This is a genomic window from Sulfitobacter sp. TCYB15 (genome assembly GCF_040435955.1).
Classification (GTDB): domain Bacteria; phylum Pseudomonadota; class Alphaproteobacteria; order Rhodobacterales; family Rhodobacteraceae; genus Sulfitobacter; species Sulfitobacter pontiacus.
The window spans coordinates 1,605,999-1,623,723 of the sequence record NZ_CP159193.1 but is presented as its reverse complement, the minus strand read 5'-3'; the positions used below and the strand labels follow the sequence as shown (position 1 = coordinate 1,623,723).

General features: G+C 62.4%; 23 protein-coding genes. 5 read left to right on the top strand and 18 right to left on the bottom strand.

Annotated elements, in window-relative coordinates:
* Positions 1-22 precede the first annotated feature (22 nt).
* From ABM428_RS07840 to fabD, 15 genes are all read right to left on the bottom strand, one after another.
* Complete coding sequence (locus ABM428_RS07840) at positions 23-433, bottom strand: DUF3168 domain-containing protein (protein WP_353627802.1); 411 nt, start codon at positions 431-433, stop codon at positions 23-25.
* Positions 430-768: a head-tail adaptor protein gene (locus ABM428_RS07835; RefSeq protein ID WP_037944006.1), complete on the bottom strand. Its 339-nt coding sequence runs from the start codon at positions 766-768 to the stop codon at positions 430-432. The genes ABM428_RS07840 and ABM428_RS07835 overlap by 4 nt, the downstream gene beginning before the upstream one ends.
* Positions 765-1,361 (bottom strand): head-tail connector protein, encoded by a 597-nt coding sequence (locus tag ABM428_RS07830; protein ID WP_353627801.1) that lies wholly within the window; start codon positions 1,359-1,361, stop codon positions 765-767. The genes ABM428_RS07835 and ABM428_RS07830 overlap by 4 nt, the downstream gene beginning before the upstream one ends.
* Before the next feature lie 158 nt (positions 1,362-1,519).
* Positions 1,520-2,695 carry a phage major capsid protein gene (locus ABM428_RS07825; protein ID WP_005852898.1) on the bottom strand — a complete coding sequence of 392 codons (1,176 nt, stop codon included), beginning with the start codon at positions 2,693-2,695 and terminating at the stop codon, positions 1,520-1,522.
* A gap of 4 nt (positions 2,696-2,699) precedes the next feature.
* Positions 2,700-3,314, bottom strand: coding sequence for an HK97 family phage prohead protease (locus ABM428_RS07820; RefSeq protein WP_081858784.1), 615 nt, complete (start codon positions 3,312-3,314; stop codon positions 2,700-2,702).
* Positions 3,315-3,339: 25 nt separating this feature from the next.
* Positions 3,340-3,564 carry a hypothetical protein gene (locus tag ABM428_RS07815; RefSeq protein ID WP_005852894.1) on the bottom strand — a complete coding sequence of 75 codons (225 nt, stop codon included), beginning with the start codon at positions 3,562-3,564 and terminating at the stop codon, positions 3,340-3,342.
* A complete protein-coding gene (locus tag ABM428_RS07810) occupies positions 3,557-4,732 on the bottom strand; it encodes a phage portal protein (protein WP_037944001.1) in 1,176 nt (391 codons plus the stop codon). The genes ABM428_RS07815 and ABM428_RS07810 overlap by 8 nt, the downstream gene beginning before the upstream one ends.
* 148 nt (positions 4,733-4,880) lie before the next feature.
* Positions 4,881-6,107, bottom strand: a complete 1,227-nt coding sequence (locus tag ABM428_RS07805; RefSeq protein WP_278375408.1) for a DNA-packaging protein — start codon at positions 6,105-6,107, stop codon at positions 4,881-4,883.
* A gap of 52 nt (positions 6,108-6,159) precedes the next feature.
* A complete protein-coding gene (locus tag ABM428_RS07800; protein ID WP_240790778.1) occupies positions 6,160-6,504 on the bottom strand; it encodes a hypothetical protein in 345 nt (114 codons plus the stop codon).
* A 210-nt stretch (positions 6,505-6,714) separates the two neighbouring features.
* On the bottom strand, positions 6,715-7,899 hold the full coding sequence (gene mltG, locus ABM428_RS07795) for an endolytic transglycosylase MltG (RefSeq protein WP_184582353.1): 1,185 nt from the start codon (positions 7,897-7,899) through the stop codon (positions 6,715-6,717).
* Positions 7,899-9,158, bottom strand: a complete 1,260-nt coding sequence (fabF, locus tag ABM428_RS07790) for a beta-ketoacyl-ACP synthase II (protein WP_074635104.1) — start codon at positions 9,156-9,158, stop codon at positions 7,899-7,901. Before fabF ends, mltG begins: the two co-directional genes overlap by 1 nt.
* 87 nt (positions 9,159-9,245) lie before the next feature.
* Positions 9,246-9,779 (bottom strand): GNAT family N-acetyltransferase, encoded by a 534-nt coding sequence (locus tag ABM428_RS07785; protein WP_005852883.1) that lies wholly within the window; start codon positions 9,777-9,779, stop codon positions 9,246-9,248.
* Between the two features lie 179 nt (positions 9,780-9,958).
* Entirely contained in the window at positions 9,959-10,192 is a 234-nt protein-coding gene (locus ABM428_RS07780; RefSeq protein WP_005852881.1) for an acyl carrier protein, read from the bottom strand.
* 201 nt (positions 10,193-10,393) lie between these two features.
* On the bottom strand, positions 10,394-11,131 hold the full coding sequence (gene fabG / locus ABM428_RS07775) for a 3-oxoacyl-[acyl-carrier-protein] reductase (RefSeq protein ID WP_005852879.1): 738 nt from the start codon (positions 11,129-11,131) through the stop codon (positions 10,394-10,396).
* A gap of 24 nt (positions 11,132-11,155) precedes the next feature.
* Complete coding sequence (fabD, locus tag ABM428_RS07770) at positions 11,156-12,088, bottom strand: ACP S-malonyltransferase (RefSeq protein WP_353627800.1); 933 nt, start codon at positions 12,086-12,088, stop codon at positions 11,156-11,158.
* A 147-nt stretch (positions 12,089-12,235) separates the two neighbouring features.
* On the opposite strand from fabD, the gene ABM428_RS07765 reads away from it, so the two are divergent.
* Entirely contained in the window at positions 12,236-13,447 is a 1,212-nt protein-coding gene (locus ABM428_RS07765) for a cytochrome b/b6 domain-containing protein (protein ID WP_353627799.1), read from the top strand.
* A gap of 72 nt (positions 13,448-13,519) precedes the next feature.
* Here the strand turns inward: ABM428_RS07765 and ABM428_RS07760 are convergent, their stop codons facing one another.
* Together ABM428_RS07760 and ABM428_RS07755 are read right to left on the bottom strand one after the other, a co-directional pair.
* Positions 13,520-14,089 (bottom strand): YceI family protein, encoded by a 570-nt coding sequence (locus ABM428_RS07760; RefSeq protein ID WP_180829322.1) that lies wholly within the window; start codon positions 14,087-14,089, stop codon positions 13,520-13,522.
* Positions 14,090-14,242: 153 nt separating this feature from the next.
* On the bottom strand, positions 14,243-14,737 hold the full coding sequence (locus tag ABM428_RS07755; RefSeq protein ID WP_235602539.1) for a hypothetical protein: 495 nt from the start codon (positions 14,735-14,737) through the stop codon (positions 14,243-14,245).
* Positions 14,738-15,028: 291 nt separating this feature from the next.
* On the opposite strand from ABM428_RS07755, the gene rpsF reads away from it, so the two are divergent.
* The 4 genes from rpsF to ABM428_RS07735 all read left to right on the top strand — a co-directional run bounded on the left by rpsF (position 15,029) and on the right by ABM428_RS07735 (position 16,948).
* Positions 15,029-15,391: a 30S ribosomal protein S6 gene (rpsF, locus tag ABM428_RS07750; RefSeq protein ID WP_005852867.1), complete on the top strand. Its 363-nt coding sequence runs from the start codon at positions 15,029-15,031 to the stop codon at positions 15,389-15,391.
* Positions 15,392-15,420: 29 nt separating this feature from the next.
* Complete coding sequence (rpsR, locus tag ABM428_RS07745) at positions 15,421-15,648, top strand: 30S ribosomal protein S18 (RefSeq protein WP_005852865.1); 228 nt, start codon at positions 15,421-15,423, stop codon at positions 15,646-15,648.
* An 11-nt stretch (positions 15,649-15,659) separates the two neighbouring features.
* On the top strand, positions 15,660-16,280 hold the full coding sequence (rplI, locus tag ABM428_RS07740) for a 50S ribosomal protein L9 (protein ID WP_064216809.1): 621 nt from the start codon (positions 15,660-15,662) through the stop codon (positions 16,278-16,280).
* A gap of 218 nt (positions 16,281-16,498) precedes the next feature.
* Positions 16,499-16,948, top strand: coding sequence for a transglycosylase SLT domain-containing protein (locus tag ABM428_RS07735; protein ID WP_005852857.1), 450 nt, complete (start codon positions 16,499-16,501; stop codon positions 16,946-16,948).
* Between the two features lie 48 nt (positions 16,949-16,996).
* Here the strand turns inward: ABM428_RS07735 and ABM428_RS07730 are convergent, their stop codons facing one another.
* Complete coding sequence (locus ABM428_RS07730; protein ID WP_009826730.1) at positions 16,997-17,707, bottom strand: FkbM family methyltransferase; 711 nt, start codon at positions 17,705-17,707, stop codon at positions 16,997-16,999.
* Positions 17,708-17,725: the final 18 nt, after the last annotated feature.

Sequence of the window (17,725 nt, the reverse complement as noted above, 5' to 3'; positions counted from 1 at the left end):
GTTAATTTCCTGAAACTTCGGCTCAGCCGTCCTGAACCCGCGCCCTGAACCGCATCTCTATCTGGCGGCGCGCATCCGCCCCGATCTGTCGCGCGACGGCCCGCTCGAACCGCAAGCTCACCAGCCGCCCGCGGCTCAGGCCAAACTGCCCACCGACCAGCGCATCACTCACCGCCGCGGCCACCTGTTTCGCGGGGGCGAACCCCGCATGATGCGTGACGACAAGAACCGTGAACCGATGCTCCGCCCCGCCGCCCGTCCTGTCAGAGGCATCGCGCACCGCTTCGGACCCCAGCTGCACATACAGCGCCGGCACCTCCCCCGCAGGAGCCGCATCAAAAACCGCATCGCCCACAAGCGCCGTGATCTCCTGATCTGTGCTCAACACGCCAAAGACCGCCTGTTGCAGGGCAAACCCCATGCCATAGCTCATACCGCCACCTCCTCATGGGTCAGGCAGGCCAGATACCGCCCTTGTGCGTCCTGCTCGGCCACCGACTGGATCTGATAGACCCGTGTGCCCTCGCGAAAGCGCTGCTGCGGCAAGGGGCGCGCGGGATCGCCCACTGGCGCACCGCGTACCGTCACCACATAGACCCCGCGGCTCACCGCAATGCCGCCACGCCCCAAACGCCGGCCCCGCCGCGCCGTAACATCCGCCCAGAGATCCCCCACACGCACCCAGCTCCGGCTCTCTCCGCCCGCGCCATCAGGCTGAGGCACCTGCGCCTCCAACACCAAGCGGCGGCTCAACGACAGTCGGCTCATGCGCGTGCCCCCAAGCCGATCCGCAGCGGGCGGTAGCGCTCGATCAGGCTGCTCACCCCAAAGGGCATGCAGCCGTCCCCAAGGCGGGTCTCGTGGCGGTATTCATAGTAATGCGCCGCCAGCATCAGCACGGCCTGCTGCAAATCCGCGGGCACAGCGCCCCAGCTTTCCCCAAGCCCCGCCTCGAACACGACCTGCACCGACCCTTGCGGCGGAATGAACGGCAACATCGCCCCCGAGGGCTTCAGCAGCGGAGCCTGCATATCGCGCACCAGCCAGTAGCGCTGCGGCTCGATCACCGTCTCCATCGCATCCCGCGCCACCACGGTGACACCCACGATCTGCCGGACCGGCCCCACGGGCAAAGCCTGCGCCTGCGGGTCCGCCCACTCTTGCACGGTCATGGTAAACAACCGCGAGATCAGCGCCTTGGACGTGCGCGCCTCAATCGCGGCAATGGCGGCACGCAGAAAGCTCGCCAAAACGGGCTCTTGTACGGTTTCGGTGCCAAAACCGGTGCCCATCCGCAAATGCGCCTTGAACGGCTCCAGCGGCAGATCGGCCTCCGCCACCCCTGTCTCTTCGATCAACATCTCATCGCTCCAAATCTAGCCCGCCAAAGCCCCCCGAACGCGCACCCCGACTGCATCGCTCGGTCGGAGGCAGCAGCTAGGCAATGCACCCGGCGCATCACGGCGCGCCCGGGGGGATGGGGCCAGCCACCGCCAGCCCCCCTGTTCGACCCCGCGCCTTAGGCGGTGCCGAATTTCAGCAGCTTGATCGCGGCAAAGTCGCTCACGTCGCCGCCCACCCGTTTGGTGGCATAGAACAGCACATGCGGCTTGGCGCTGAAGGGATCGCGCAGGATCCGCAGGTCGGGCCGCTCTGCTACGGTGTAACCGGCGGCAAAATCACCGAAGGCGACCGAGAATGAATCCGCCGCCACATCGGGCATGTCCTCGGCCACCAGCACCGGATAGCCCATCAGCCGCGCGGGCTGGCCCTGCGTCATCCCGTCAGACCACAGGAACCGCCCGTCCAGATCCTTGAGCTTGCGCACGATCCCTGCCGTCTTCGAACTCATCACAAAACTCGCCTGCGCGCGGTACTGCGCCCCAAGCGCATAGACCAGATCAACCACCGCATCCGCCGTGATCTCGCCAGCGACGCCGGTGGGCACATAGCCCAGATTGCCCCACTCCCAGATCACATTGTCGACCGTGGCATGGGCCAGAAACCCCTTGGGCTTGTCGATCCCGTCCCCGTGGATAAAGGCTGCGGCCTCTGCCCGCGAGAATTTATCGGCGATCCGCCCCGCCAACCACGCTTCGATGTCAAAGGCACTGTCATCCAGCAACCGCTGCGAGGCTTTGGGCAGCGCGCTCAGCTCGTGCAGCGGGATGGTGATCCGGTCGATCTGCGGCGTATCGGTCTCGGACACGGCCCCCGTTTCTGTCGCCCAACCGGCCCCGACATCCGCATGATCCACCAGCACGTCGTAAGAGGTCGCCTCGACCTGCACCACCGACGCAATCGCCCGGATAGAGGCCGTGGCATTCAACACCGACTTCACCCGATCCGAGGTCTGCGGGTCCACCAGATAGCCACCATCCGAATTCACCGCCGCCGACAGCGCCTTGCTCTCCAGCTCAAGTCCGCGCAACCCGTCGTCGTCGCCGTTGCGGATATAGGCATGCAGCGCCTTCTGATGCGGCGCGCCCGTCTCTACAGCCCCCGCCAATGGTGTGCGCGCCGGCAAAGTCATCTTTCGATCCAACATAGTCATTCGCTCTTCTGTTTGTTGCAACTTGGTCGTCATCTCGTCCTGAAACCCTTTGAAATCCTGCACAAATCCACCCACCGCGCGGCGCATCTCCTCGACCGCGCCTCGGGGCTCGGTGCCCATGTCATCCTCGTGTCGTTCCATCCGCTTACCCTCCGTTCCGTTTCAAATTCCGCCGCGCCTCGTCAAAGACACCGGCCATGCCGCGCAAGACGTCTCCGATGGCGATAAAATCCCCCTTGGCCGCGATCCGCGCCGTGGGGAGCATGGGAAAGGTCACCAGCGACACCTCCCACAGGTCCAGGGTCTGCAGCACCCGCTGGCCCGCGTCATTCTTGGCCGCCCGCTGCGTGCGATAGCCGATGCTCAGGCCATCAATCGCCCCTGCCTCGATCAAGGCCGCCGCCTCGCGGCCCCGCGCCACACTGTCCAGCAGCCGCCCCTTGACCCAGAGCCCCCGCGCATCCTCGCGCAGCTCGTCCCAGACGCCGATGGGCTGTGCCGGATCATGCTGCCACAGCATCTTGATCCGACGCCCCGCGGCCTGCGCCGCCGCCAGCGAGGCGCCATAGGCTCCCCGTGCCACCAGATCACCGCCCTGATCGACCCGCCCGAACAGGCTGGCATAGCCGCTGATCTCGGTGCCGCCCTCCACCACAAGCCCCTCGTCGAAACGCGCGAACTTATGCTCCAACCCAGCGCCCATATGGGGCAAACCTCTCCCGTTCTCCGACCCGAGGCCGAAGCGCATGCCATCTTCCATGACACCCTCCCTTGCGTTCAAATTGCTACGGCGCGACCACCAGAAACGACTGTACCGCCTGCGCCAAAATCACCGCGACCACACCATAGACGGTCAACCACAACCGCCGCTCCAGCCGCTCCATCATCTCCTCCAGCCGGTCGAGCCGCTGCAAAAGATTCTCGTGGTGGATCGCGCTCACCCTCTCATGCGCCTGCAACCGCAACCCCGGCGCACATTCAAACCGGTCATATCCCATCTCCTCAACCATCCGCCGCCACCGCTGGCAGCCCCAACAAGGACCGCTTTTCCGCCTGCGTCAGAAAATCCGCCCCCGCCACCCGCGCCCATTGCGCGTCACGCTCCTGCGCCAGGGCGGGCACCTGATCCAGATCGGGCTTCAACGTCACCGCCTCATGCGTGAACCCCGCCAGCCATGCGCCAAGCGCCGCGGCAACCCGCGTGGCCAAAGGCAGGACCGTCAGCCGGTAGAACGCCCGATGCGCCTCCTGATAATTGGCATAGGTCGCATCCCCCGCGATCCCCAGCAGCATCGGCGGCACCCCAAAAGCCAGCGCCACTTCCCGCGCCGCCGCCTCCTTGGTGCGGTGAAACTCCATGTCCGAGGGCGAAAACCCCATCGGCTTCCAATCCAACCCGCCTTCCAGCAGCATCGGCCGCCCCGCATTGCGCGCGCCTTGATGGTGGCTCTCCATCTCGCTGACCAAACGGTCATACTGATCATCGCTCAGCTTGCCCTGCCCCTCCGCACCGCGATACACAATCGCCCCCGATGGCCGCGCCGCATTGTCCAGCAAGGCCTTGCTCCAGCGCGAGGCCGCGCCATGCACATCCAAGGCCATCGCCGCCGCCTGCAGCGGGCTGAACCCATAGTGGTCATCCTGCGGGTGGAAATTCTTGATATGACAGATCGCGGCCGTATCCCCGGCCACGTCAAACCGATGCTTGCGCCCGCCGACGGCATATTCATAGGCCACCGGCCAGCCATCCGCCCCCGGCACCACCGACATGCGATCCGACCGTAAGACATGCAGCTCCACCGGCACTGGACCCGCGCCAACCGCCTCGATATAGCCGTTGCCCGTCAACAACAGCTGCGCATAAAGCGCCTCCAGCAGCTCCGCACGCCCCTGCGCCCCATTGGGCCGTGCCACCAGATCCAGCAGCGGATGCGCCTCGAACCGTTGCGCGGCATCCTGCAACACCAGCGGCAAGGCCGCCGCGGCCTCCGCGATCAGCTTCACCGACCGAAATCCCACAGGGTTGCCGCAAAACCCGCTGCGCGTCAGACTGACCACATCGCGCGGGCTCCAGGCCACGCGCCCGCTGGTCTGAACCGCAACGACAGGCCCCGTGGCAGAGGCTTTCTTCTCCGCAACCACCTCAACCGCCCCCCGTTTGAGAAAATCAAAAACCATGCCGCTGCTCTCCCTGCTCATTGACCGCCCCATGAAGATCTCACCAATCCCTTAACGCCGCCCGACCAGAGCGCACGCCCCGCCCGCAACAGCGCTTCATTTTGCCCGTTAAACTCTCCCCGAAGGGCCGCTCTCCTCCGCGAACCACTCACAATCCACGCACCCCGGGCATCCGCCACTGCGCCGCAGGCTCGATCATCAGCTCATGCAGCGCCCAGACCAGCGCATCGACGCGGTCCGGCGATCCGCCACCCTCGTAGCCCCGCGCTGTCATCCGGCACATCTGGTCTTCCAGCGCGTCCAGCCCCGCCACATGCCCCACGCGCCCCTGCTCATAAAGTGCCGCCACAGGCTCCGCCCGCGCCACCTTGCCACGGCTGGCATGAACCGATTTGACCGGCACCAATGGGTCGACCTGACGCAAGACCTCCGCCACCATTTGCCCGCCCTGATTGACCTCGGCGACAAGGCGGTCTGCGCCGTACTGCGCCATCGCGCTGATCGCCGCGCGCGCCCACCCCGACGGGGTCGCCCCCTGCACCGTGCAGTCGGCCAGCACCACGGCGCGCCAATCCTGCGGCGGGCCTTGGGTCTGCGCGCCCACCACCACGATCCCGCATTCATCCGACCCCGCGCCGGCGGTGGTGGCAGGGTCCAACCCCACGACGATCCGGTCCAACAAGGGCACATCCCGCACCCGCCCGGCCTCGATCCGCTCGGATGTCCACAGCGCCCCTTCCGCATCGGCCAGCAACACACCGTCCAGTTCCTGCCGCCCCAACCGCGTCCCGCGATAGCGCGCCCGCACCTCCTCCAGGAAAGAGCCCGCAAGGTTCGCGGCATTCGCCTCTGTCGGGGCATGGGTGGTCACGGTCGACGGCGACGCCAGCAGGTTTTTCAGCACGCCGACATTGCGCGGAGTCGTGGTCACACAGACCCGCGGGTCCTCCCCCAGCCGCAAGGCGAACTGCAACTGGTCCCACGTCTCTTCGGCCTTCTTCCACTTGGCCAGCTCATCCACCCAGGCCGCGTCAAACTGCGGCCCGCGCAACCCTTCGGGGTCGTGCGCTGTGTGCACCGTCGCCACCGCCCCGTTTGGCCAGACCAACCGCTTACGCGTCGCCTCCCAATCCGGTCGCCGATCCGCGGGCGAGCACGCCAATATCCCGCTGTCGCCAAAGATCATCACCTCGCGCACCTGCTCGATCGTCTCTCCCACCAGCGCCACGCGGCGACAGCGCCCCGCATCCAAGGGCCGCGCCCCTTCGACCTGCGCGCGCACCCATTCCGCCCCCGCACGCGTCTTGCCCGCACCGCGCCCGCCCATGATCACCCAGGACCGCCAGTCGCCTTCGGGGGGCAGCTGATGCGGCATGGCCCAGAACTCGAACAAAAAAGGGAGAGCCAACAGCTCTCCCTCCTCCAGATCATTCAGGAACCGGTCTTGCACCGCAACATCGGCGGAGCCGATCCAGCTTGCACCCGATGTCAGCCCGCGCCCTTTCCATGTCCAGCGCGTATCCCCCTCGGGCAATGCCCGCTTGTCTGTTTCTGCACTCATTCAGATAGGTCTCCACCTTGACGCAGGTCGCCACCATGCCACTGGCCTTACCCAATGCCTTCGACGCTGCTGTTTCGTTTACTTCCTCCCCGGATCGGGCCTGTTCGCGCAGGCTCTCTATCTCGCGGCGCAAATCGCGGATCGCGACCTGCAACGCCTGAAGCTGCTCTTCGCTGGCAGCAATTTCCTGTTCCGGGGTATTCATCGTCATCTTGCTCTTACCTCTCGTTTTGGACCTCCAACCCGAGCAGACACGAAAAAACGGCCACCGGAACTTAATCCGGGGCCGTTTGCCCATGTCTTCTAGCATGGACGTATTTCTATGTCAGAGCGGACGCAAAGTCAAGGAAAACAAGGTTACCGAAACCTTCCAAGTCCTTACGATGGTTAATAAATTCCTAACTTACACCCGCTCTGACCCTTAGTTTCCGCCCGTCGACGCATTGCCCGCCGCTTCCGCGCCACGCTCCGCCTCGATCTGGCGCCAGCGTGCAACATTGGCGTTATGCTCTTCCAATGTCTCGGCAAAAGCGTGACCGCCGGTGCCATCGGCAACAAAGAAAACATAGTCCTCGCTGGCCGGTTGTGCCGCAGCCATCAGGCTCGCACGTCCGGGGTTCGCAATCGGCGTCGGTGGCAGCGCGTCGATGACGTAGGTGTTGAACGGGGTCTCCTTGCGCAGCTCACTGCGGCGCAGACCACGCCCCAAGACGCCCTGCCCGTTGGTGATCCCGTAGATCACGGTCGGGTCCGTCTGCAGACGCATGCCTTGGTTCAAACGGTTGACGAAAACGCTCGCCACCTGTTCGCGCTCTTCCGGTACGCCGGTTTCCTTCTCGACGATAGAGGCAAGGATCAACAGTTCCTCAGGCGTCTCGACGGGCAGCCCCGGATCGCGCGCCTCCCACGCTTCGGCCAAACGCTGTTCTTGTGCCGCGGCCATACGCGTCAGGATTTCGGCGCGGTCGTCCCCTTCCGAGACCTCATAGCTGTCGGGGGCCAAAGATCCCTCCGCAGGTACCGCCGCGATCTCGCCTGACAGCAGGTCAATGGCTTTCAACGCCTCGGCCACCTGCCAGCTTGTCACGCCCTCTGCCATCGCGATGCGGAACCGCGTGTCGGCCTTCGCCTTGGTCTGGGTATAGACCTCTGGCACCTCATCCTCACCGGGGGTGAATTCGGCACGCTCGACGAAGCGGCTTGTTGCGGGGTCCAGTTCACGCACCTGCGTGCTGATGCGGTTCACACCGATGCGGTAGACAACTTCGGTACCGCAGGTGCTTGCCCCGCCGCGTGTCACCGTGTCCACGATCTCTTTCATCGAGGCTTCGGGCTGGATTAGAAAGCTCCCCGCCTTCAGGTCGCGGGTCTTTTCCTCATACTCCGCCCCAAGACGGAAAATCGCAGCCGAGCTTACGGCCTCTTGCGTAGCAAGATCATCGCCCACGGCACGCATGTTCGACCCGCGCTCCACCTGCAGGCAGATCGCCTGCGACAGTGGACCGGGGGCATCATACTGCCCCCGCCCCCACAGGATAATCCCGCCTAACAAAAACAAGCCTAAAATCAGAAACGTAACAGCGTTAGACGCGATATGACGCCACATTAGGATGCTTTCCCGAAGATCACGCTCGCATTGGTGCCACCAAAGCCGAAAGAGTTGCTCAGCGCGACATCAATCTTGCGCTCGACCTTCTTGTTCGGGGCCAGATCGATCTTGGTTTCAACCGCAGGATTGTCGAGGTTGATGGTCGGTGGGGCCACCTGATCGCGGATCGCGAGGATAGAGAAGATCGCCTCGATCGCGCCAGCCGCCCCCAACAGGTGACCTGTCGCGGATTTCGTCGACGACATGGTGACCGTCTCAACCGCGTCGCCCAGCATCCGCTCGACCGCGCCCAGTTCGATCACATCAGCCATGGTCGATGTGCCATGCGCGTTGATATAGTCGATGTCTTTTGGCTCCAGCCCGGCACCACGCAGAGCGTTGCGCATAGACCGTTCGGCCCCGTCGCCATCCTCGGCAGGGGCGGTGATGTGATAGGCATCGCCCGACAGACCATAGCCCAGCACCTCGGCATAGATCTTGGCCCCACGGGCCTTGGCGTGTTCGTATTCTTCCAGCACGACAATACCCGCGCCCTCGCCCATGACGAAACCGTCACGATCCGCGTCATAGGGGCGGCTTGCCTTGGTGGGGTCGTCGCCCCGCTTGGTGGACAGCGCTTTACAGGCGTTGAACCCGGCCATGCCGATCTCGCAAATCGCGGCCTCGGCCCCGCCAGCAATCATCACATCCGCGTCGCCATGCTGGATCAGACGGCTTGCGTCACCAATCGCATGGGCACCGGTGGAACAGGCGGTCACAACCGAATGGTTCGGGCCGCGGAATCCATAGCGAATCGATACCTGACCCGAGATCAGGTTGATCAGCGCGCCGGGCACAAAGAACGGGCTCACGCGGCGCGGGCCTTTCTCGTGCATCATCACGGCAGTGTTCGCGATAGAGTTCAGGCCCCCGATGCCCGACCCGATCAAGACGCCGGTGCGTTCCAGATCTTCGCGGTCCGTGGGCATCCAGCCGGAATCCTCGACCGCTTGCTGTGCTGCGGCCATGCCGAACAGGATAAAGGTATCCACTTTGCGCTGTTCTTTCGGCTCCATATACTTGTCGCCGTTAAAGGTACCATCCGTACCGTCGCCAAGCGGCACTTCGCAGGCGTATTGAGTGACCAGCTTGCTGGGATCGAAGCCCGTGATCTTGCCCGCCCCGGACTGACCATCCAAAATTCTGGACCAGCTGGCCTCCACGCCATCGGCCAACGGAGTTACCAATCCCAAACCTGTCACTACTACTCTGCGCATATCCAAGCCCCTTGGTGTTTCTTTGCGTTGACCGGCTATACCTTGCCGAGACCGTAAATTTCAAGACGCGAAGCGCCCAAGCCACGGTCAGACCGGCGGGCCTTTGCGCGTCATCAGACGTATCTTGTCGCCGTCAAGCTCTATGTCGCGCAGCGCGGTATATCCCAGGGTCTCGGCCAGCCGCAGCGACGATGCATTCGCCACGGCGATCATGCACACCGTGCGCCCCGTCACCACGCGGTCGAACCAGTCATGCGCCGCGCGCGCGGCTTCCAGCCCCAGCCCCGTGCCCTGCGCTTCGGGGGCCAGCACCCAGCCGGCCTCGGGAAAGGGATCGAAATCGTCGCCAAACCCGCGGGACCCAAAGAAAAACCCGACCTGACCTTCCATCTCGCGGGTGCCGCGCGACTGGATCGCCCATTGACCAAAGCCGACAATCTGCCAATGGCCCGCATTGCGCAGAAACGCATCCCAGCTTTCGGCCTTGGGTTTGGGCTTGCCGGTAATATGGGTCACCACGGCGGGCGTGGCCCAGATGTCAGCATAACGGGGGAAGTCTTCGGCCCGCATGGCGCGCAGGGTGAGACGGGCGGTATTGATGGTCGGTACTGATCGCGACATGTGGTGAATTACCTTCACGCTTGAATTTCTGTCACCGGCAGTGTCACGCCGCAGCCCGCGCAACACAAGTGACGCGCGGGCCCCCCAAGCAAAAACGGCGCCCTTCCGCTAGGAAGAACGCCGTTCTCTAAATCTCGTGCCACCGCGACGCCTATTGGGCTGCGGCTGGCGAAAACGTCTTAGGACGCTTCTTTGATGAACTTGACCGCGTCGCCGAAGGTCTGGATGTTCTCGGCTGCGTCATCGGGGATCTCGATGCCGAACTCTTCTTCGAACGCCATAACCAGCTCAACAGTGTCGAGGCTGTCTGCGCCAAGATCGTCGATGAACGATGCGTTCTCAACAACTTTGTCTTCTTCAACACCCAGGTGCTCTACAACGATCTTCTTTACGCGGTCTGCGACGTCGCTCATATTCAGTCCTCATTCATTCGGGCAATCCTGCCCTCTTCTGTTTCCGTCAGAACCTTATGTGGTCCGTATGGATCGTGCCCCGAGGGGCGGCTATGGCCCTTGTTGTCACAAGGTAAGGGGGGCAATCAAGCCTCCCTATGATGGATTCTGCGCCCCATTTAGCACAAGACGCAGATTTGGCAAACGCTTTGCAGCGCAGGGTCACAACATGGCCATGCCGCCGTTCACATGCAAGGTGGTTCCGGTAACATAGGCGGCTTCCGCACTCGCCAGATAGACAACAGCCGACGCGATTTCGGATGCTTCGCCCATACGGCCCGCAGGGATTTGCCCCATGATTCCCGCCTTTTGGTCGTCGGTCAGCTTGTCAGTCATTGCCGTGGTAATGAAACCGGGGGCGACCGCGTTCACGGTGATCCCGCGGCTGGCAACCTCATAGGCAAGTGATTTGGACATGCCCACCATACCGGCCTTGGACGCGGCATAGTTCGCCTGACCGGGGTTACCGGTGGCCCCGACCACGCTCGAGATATTCACGATCCGGCCCCAACGCGCCTTCATCATGCCGCGCATCACGCCTTTGCACAGCTTGAACGTCGCGGTCAGGTTGACGTTCAGGACCGAATTCCATTCATCATCCGACATGCGCATGAACAGGTTGTCGCGGGTGATGCCGGCGTTATTGACCAGAATATCAACCGATCCCATCGCTTCGGCCGCCTGTTTGGGCAGCGCGTCAACGGCGTCCATATCGCTCAGGTTACAGGGCAGCACATGGGCGCGCTCGCCCAGTTCGGCGGCCAGCGCCTCAAGAGGTTCGGTGCGGGTGCCGGACAGGCCCACGGTCGCGCCACGGGCATGCAGGCTGCGCGCGATTTCCGCGCCGATACCACCCGAAGCCCCGGTGACCAGCGCATTTTTTCCAGTAAGATCAAACATATGTAATTCCTTTCGCAGCCTGTCTCAGGCCGTTTTCACGGCAGCGGCATCGGCAGCGGTGCCGATGTTCACGCAGGTGATTTCCTTGTTGATGCGGCGGATCATGCCGGACAGCGCCTTGCCCGCGCCGATTTCCCAGACCTCGGTCACGCCCTGCGCGCCCATCCATTCAACCGACGACATCCAGCGCACCTGACCGGTGACCTGCTCGATCAGCAGCTTGCGGATCTGTTCGGGATCGGTGACCGCCTCGGCCACCACATTCGCCACCACAGGCACGGCGGGGGCGTTCATTGCCACATCCGCCAGCGCACCGGCCATCTCTTCTGCGGCGGGGGCCATCAGGGCACAGTGGAACGGGGCAGACACCGGCAAAAGCAGCGCACGCTTGGCACCGGCCGCTTTCGCCAGATCAATGGCGCGTTCAACGGCAGCCTTGCTGCCCGAAACGACATTCTGCGCCGGATCGTTCTGGTTGGCGACCTGACAGACCTCGCCCTGTGCGGCCTCTGCGGCAACGGCCTCGGCCTGATCAAAGCTCAGCCCCAGAAGGGCGGCCATAGCGCCCTGCCCCACGGGCACAGCCGCCTGCATCGCGCGCCCCCGGATGCGCAGCAACCGCGCCGTATCGGCAAGCGAGAATGTCCCCGCCGCGCACAGGGCCGCATATTCACCCAGCGAATGGCCCGCGACATAGGCCGCTTTGTCGACGGTAACGCCTTCGGCCTTCAACGCCGCCATCGCCGCCATTGATGTCGCCATCAGCGCAGGCTGCGCGTTCTGTGTCAGCGTCAGCTCCTCCGCGTCGCCTTCCCAGATCAGCGTCGACAGCTTTTCGCCCAAGGCTTCGTCCACCTCGTCAAACACGGCCTTTGCCGCCGGATAGGCGTCGGCCAGATCGCGGCCCATACCGATGGTTTGCGCGCCTTGGCCCGGATATACGAATGCAATGGTCATAAAGTCCCCCGAATTTGCGTTTCCAGCGCTTTAGCGCGTGGGTGGCCGTCAAACAAGCCTGCACGGCGACTGTGCGCTGATCCGCATTGGTCCCCAAGCCCCGCTGCAGTATGGAGAAACCACCCCATTTCGCGACGGAGCACCCAGATGGCCTTAACCAATACCTCAATCCGCTATGGCGGGGTGACCAAGTTCTTTCACTGGCTCACCGCCCTGCTGATCCTCACCCTGATCGCCCTTGGCCTTTATGCCAGCGATCTGCCCCACGATACGCAAGCGGAGCTGACCCGCAAAGCGTGGCTGTTCTCGCTGCACAAAACACTGGGCGTGACGGTTTTCTTTGTCGCCCTTGCCCGCATCGTCTGGGCCTTTACCCAACCCAAACCGGGGCTGCTGAACGCGGATCACCGTCTTGAAAGCTGGCTGGCTGAAACGGTGCATTGGGTGCTCTATGGCTCGCTGGTGATCGTCCCGCTGGCCGGCTGGATCAACCACGCCGCCGCCTCTGGCTTTGCGCCGATCTGGTGGCCGCTGGGGCAGTCGCTGCCGTTTATCCCCAAGAACACAACAGTAGAACACGCCTTTGGCGCGCTGCACGTCATCTCGGGCAAACTGCTGATCGGCGCGTTGATCCTGCATATCGCCGGCGCGGTGAAGCACCACGTTGTGGACCGCGATTCGACCCTGCGGCGGATGCTGCCGGGCGAAGCCGTCGTCGGCCCGCTGCCTGCGCAGCACCACACTGCCGCGCCGGTGATCACGGCCACTGTGGTCTGGGTCGCCGCGATTGCCGTCGGGCTGGGGCTGGGCCTTGGCTTGGGCCAGCAAAGCGATCAACCCGCCCCGACCGAAACCGCCGCGCTAGAGGACGTCGCCTCTGACTGGCAAGTGCAGGACGGGACCATCGCGCTAGAGGTCACGCAGTTCGGGTCCGTCGTGGCTGGCAGCTTTGCCGATTGGACATCCGCGATCACATTTGACGACACCGTACAATCCGGCAAAGCGGGCGACGTAACGACCACGGTCGCGATCCCGTCGCTGAGCCTCGGGTCGGTGACGGATCAGGCGATGGGGGCGGATTTCTTCAACAGCGAGGCATTTCCCACCGCCACGTTTCAGGCCGATATCAATGCCACCGCCGACGGCTATGTCGCAGCGGGCAGCCTGACGATCAAGGATCAGACGATGCCGGTCGACCTGCCTTTCACCCTGACGTTGCAGGACGACACTGCCCGGATGACAGGCTCCACCACGCTGGACCGTCGCAACTTTGGCATCGGGGAAACGGTGACGGACGAAAGCACGCTGGCCTTTAGCGTCACGGTGAATATCGACCTCACCGCCACACGCGGGCAGTAATCCCGCCCCATAAACGCAAAAACGCCGGGGTCCTGCCCCGGCGTTCTCGTTTCTTAATAAACTGTGAAAAGCTTATTCAGCCTTCATCGCTTCGATAGAGATGTTCACTTGCACTTCGTCGCTGACGAAAGGCGCGAACTGACCAAGGTTGAAATCGGTGCGTGTGACCGTGGTCGTCGCGTCGAAACCGGCCCAAGGCTTCTTGGCCATCGGATGCTCGCCCATCTGGTTCAGCTTGGCATCCAGCACTACGGATTTGGTTACGTCGTTCATGGTCAGATCACCGGTGATCAACGCGGTCTTTTCACCTGTGACCTCGATACCGGTGGATTCAAACGTCACCATGTCGCCGTCTTCAGCGCCAAAGAAATCATCCGTCATGAAGTGTTCGGTGCGGGGTTCCCAGCCGGTGATCATGTCTTTGACCGGGAAAGATACGGAGACAGAGGAGTTCGCGGGCTCTGCCTCGTCCAGCATGATTTCACCGTCAAAACCGCTGAACATCGACGTGGTGGTCGAGAACCCGAGGTGGTTATAGGTAAAAACGATCTGGCTGTGGCTTGCGTCCAGCACATATTTCTCGGCGGCGAAAGCAGAGGTGGCACCCAGTGTCAGGGCGGTGGCAAGAAGGACAGACTTCATGGTCATTGGAATACTCCTGTTGGCGTTTGTCTGCACCATACATGAAGCATTTCAGCGTTTCAGCAACCCAGCAGCGTTCAACAGTTAGTGCGCATTGGCGAACAGTCGCGCGTCGGACATGCGCTAAACACGCACATATCGACCTAGCTACGATCAGATCGCCTGACCCGAGTCGCGCAGGCTAAAGGTCAGGTTATCGACCACGCGGCGCTCTGCGATATGGACATCAACGATGAAATTGCCGCGCCCGTCCCAGAAGTGAAAGTTGCGGCCCACACGCTCCACCCGTCCCAGATCGCCAAAACTGCAGCGTTGCAGCACCCGTTGCGCCCCCATCGTGCGCGGACGCACCAATCGCAGCTCGCGCCGCAGCGTGTCGATCTGGATCTCGGGCAGCGCGGGCTTTTGCCCCGACAGCATCAGGCTTGCCCCCAACATCACAGACAACGCCGACAGCCCGACCTTGAACAGCATCACATCTGACCCAAAGTTCGACCCCGGCGTCAGCCACAACCCCGACGCCGCCAGCACCAAGGCCGCCCCCAGCAACCGCTGGACGCTGCGCACCACCGCCCGAGAGCCATCTACCATCCCGGCCTGTGCCGAAAACTGAAGACTATCCGCCGAGAAATTCGTAACTGCGCCCATTGTTCTGATAAACCTTGCTTAACCGTGTGATCTCCCCCTCAGTTCTCGTATGGGTTCATGACGAAAAAGAGGCGCGACCGTGATCGAAGTGGTACTTTTCAAAGGATCATCCGCCCCAAATCGATAGACGCCCGTGCCATAGCGCCAACGCACCCTTGCCCTGCCTGCAAAACCGTGTATATCGGCCCTTCGTTTTGCATCATCTTTTGAACCGCGCAGACTCTCGTGGTGGGGCCGCAAAACGCAAATGCCCTGCCTATGAAATGCGCCTTGATATAAATAGGAGTGCACATGCCGCTTTATGAGCATGTTATGATTGCGCGTCAGGACTTGTCCAACACGCAAGCAGAAGGCCTTATCGAACATTTTGGCACAGTTTTGGCTGACAACGACGGCAAGCTCGTCGACAGCGAATACTGGGGCGTCAAAACGATGGCCTACAAGATCAACAAAAACCGCAAGGGCCACTATGCCTTCCTGCGTTCGGACGCACCAGCGACCGCCGTACAGGAAATGGAACGCCTGATGCGTTTGCATGATGACGTGATGCGCGTTCTGACCATCAAAGTTGATGAGCACAAAGAGCTGCCATCGGTTCAGATGCAGAAACGTGACGAGCGCCCCGAGCGTGGCGAACGCCGCGAACGTCGTTGATCATCAGCTTGCAATAAAGGACATAAACCATGGCCGCTAAACCATTTTTCCGCCGTCGTAAGGTCTGCCCCTTCTCGGGCGACAACGCACCGGCAATCGATTACAAAGACACACGTCTTCTGCAGCGCTACATCTCTGAGCGCGGCAAAATCGTTCCTTCCCGCATCACCGCAGTCTCCGCGAAAAAGCAGCGTGAATTGGCCCGTGCCATCAAACGCGCCCGCTTCCTCGCCCTGCTGCCCTACGCCGTTAAGTAAGGAGAAAGCACATGCAAGTTATCCTTCTGGAACGTGTGGCCAAACTGGGCCAAATGGGCGAAGTCGTGGACGTAAAGCCCGGCTACGCACGCAACTTCCTGCTGCCCCAAGGCAAAGCGCTGTCGGCTTCCAAAGCCAACATCGAAGCCTTTGAAGGTCAGAAAGCCCAGCTTGAGGCACAAAATCTCGAGACCAAAAAAGAAGCCGAAGCACTGGCCGACAAGCTTAACGGTCAGCAGTTCATCGTCATCCGCTCCGCCTCCGATTCGGGTGCGCTTTACGGTTCGGTTACGACCCGTGACGCGGCAGACGTTGCCACAGCCGAAGGCTTCACCATCGACCGCAAACAGGTCGTTCTGGGCAGCCCGATCAAAGACCTGGGCCTGCATGACGTCACCGTCATCCTGCACCCCGAAGTCGAAGCCACAATTCAGCTGAACGTTGCACGTTCCCCTGAAGAGGCCGAGCTTCAGGCCGCAGGCAAGTCGATCCAGGAACTGGCCGCAGAAGAAGAAGCTGCAGCCGAATTCGAGATCTCTGAACTGTTCGACGATATCGGCTCCGCCGCATCCGACGACGACGATCTGGCAGAAGCTGTCGAGAAAACAGACGAAGACGAAGCGCAAGCCTAAGCCTTCCGATCTGATTCCAAATGAAACGCCGCCGCTGACCTCTCAGCGGCGGCGTTTTTCATTGCGCGATCGGCAATATGCCGCCCTGTGCTAAGCGACCCTCTGCCCATCCACCACCACCCTTGTTGCGCGGTGCCCCCGGCGTTGTAAGCATTTGGCTCCCGTCAACGATGCGAGTCACCCGCATGATCGCCCTCACACGTCGTTCCCTTTGCCAGATGTTGCTTTGCACACCTGCCCTCTCTGCCTGCGCCAGTACCGCGCCAGAGCCCGCCCCCGCGCCCCGCAAGCTGCCGCTCTATCCCAACGAGACGCCCGAGCTGCGCGGGCTGATCAACAAATGGGCCGACCACTACGAAGTCCCCCGCCCGTTGGTCCACCGTCTTGCCATCCGTGAAAGCACCCACCGTCCAGAGGCCCGCAATGGGCCCTACTTCGGCCTGCTGCAAATCCTGCCCGCCACCGCACGCGGCATGGGGTTTCGCGGCGATGCCGGCGATCTTCTCGATCCTGATGTAAACTTGAAATACGGCGTCAAATACCTGCGCGGCGCTTGGCTGCTGTCTGATGGCGATCACGCCACAGCAATCAAATGGTACGCCCGCGGCTATTATTACGAGGCCAAACGGCGCGGTATGCTGGTTGAAACCGGCCTGCGCAAAGGCTGAGCCCCCCGAGGCGCGCCGTGCTGCCCCATGGGCGCAGGCGTGCCTTTCTCAGATCCAGTCGAGGTTCACCTGTCGCGCAGGGTATTTCGCAGCAAAGGTTTCGCGCAGCGCGCGGAACCTCGGTCTGAGATCCGCGAACTTGCGTTCATGGGTTTCCACGACCAAGCACCTGATCCCCTTGATCAAATCCGCTGCATCCATCGCCTCAAGCAGATCAAGCTCCGCGCCTTCGATGTCCATCTTCACAAAAGCGATCTCGCCGCGTTTATCGATTTCAGCCCTGATGATTTCCAGAAAATTGAGCAATGCGACATCGACATAATTGTCTGCGTCAATCGTACGCCCGCCGTCGACGATTGTGCTTTTGACCGATGCCCCCTTCATATTGTCGTCAAAATTCGCGGCCCGCATCAGCCGCACAGTGCCCGAGCTGGCCCCAACCGCCGCGTTGACAAGACGCACGTTCGCGCGGTCTTTCACAGCCGCTGAGAGCTGTTCAAACGCGTAGGGATCGGGTTCATAGCTGATCACCTCGGCGCCTGTGTCGGCCAACAAACGGGTCACGACACCCACATTGGCCCCGCAGTCCATCGCCAGATCGCCAGGCTTCAGCATCGCCGTCACCCCCTTGAGAAAACCCATCGCCTCGGCCTGACGCAGGTTCCGCTTCGCACGCCGGCGGGCTTTGCGCTCCTCCTCGGTCAAGGGTGTCTTTGCTCTCGCGGCGCGGCGCGCCCTGTTGCTGGCTTGATCTGACATGTGTCTACCACCCTCCCC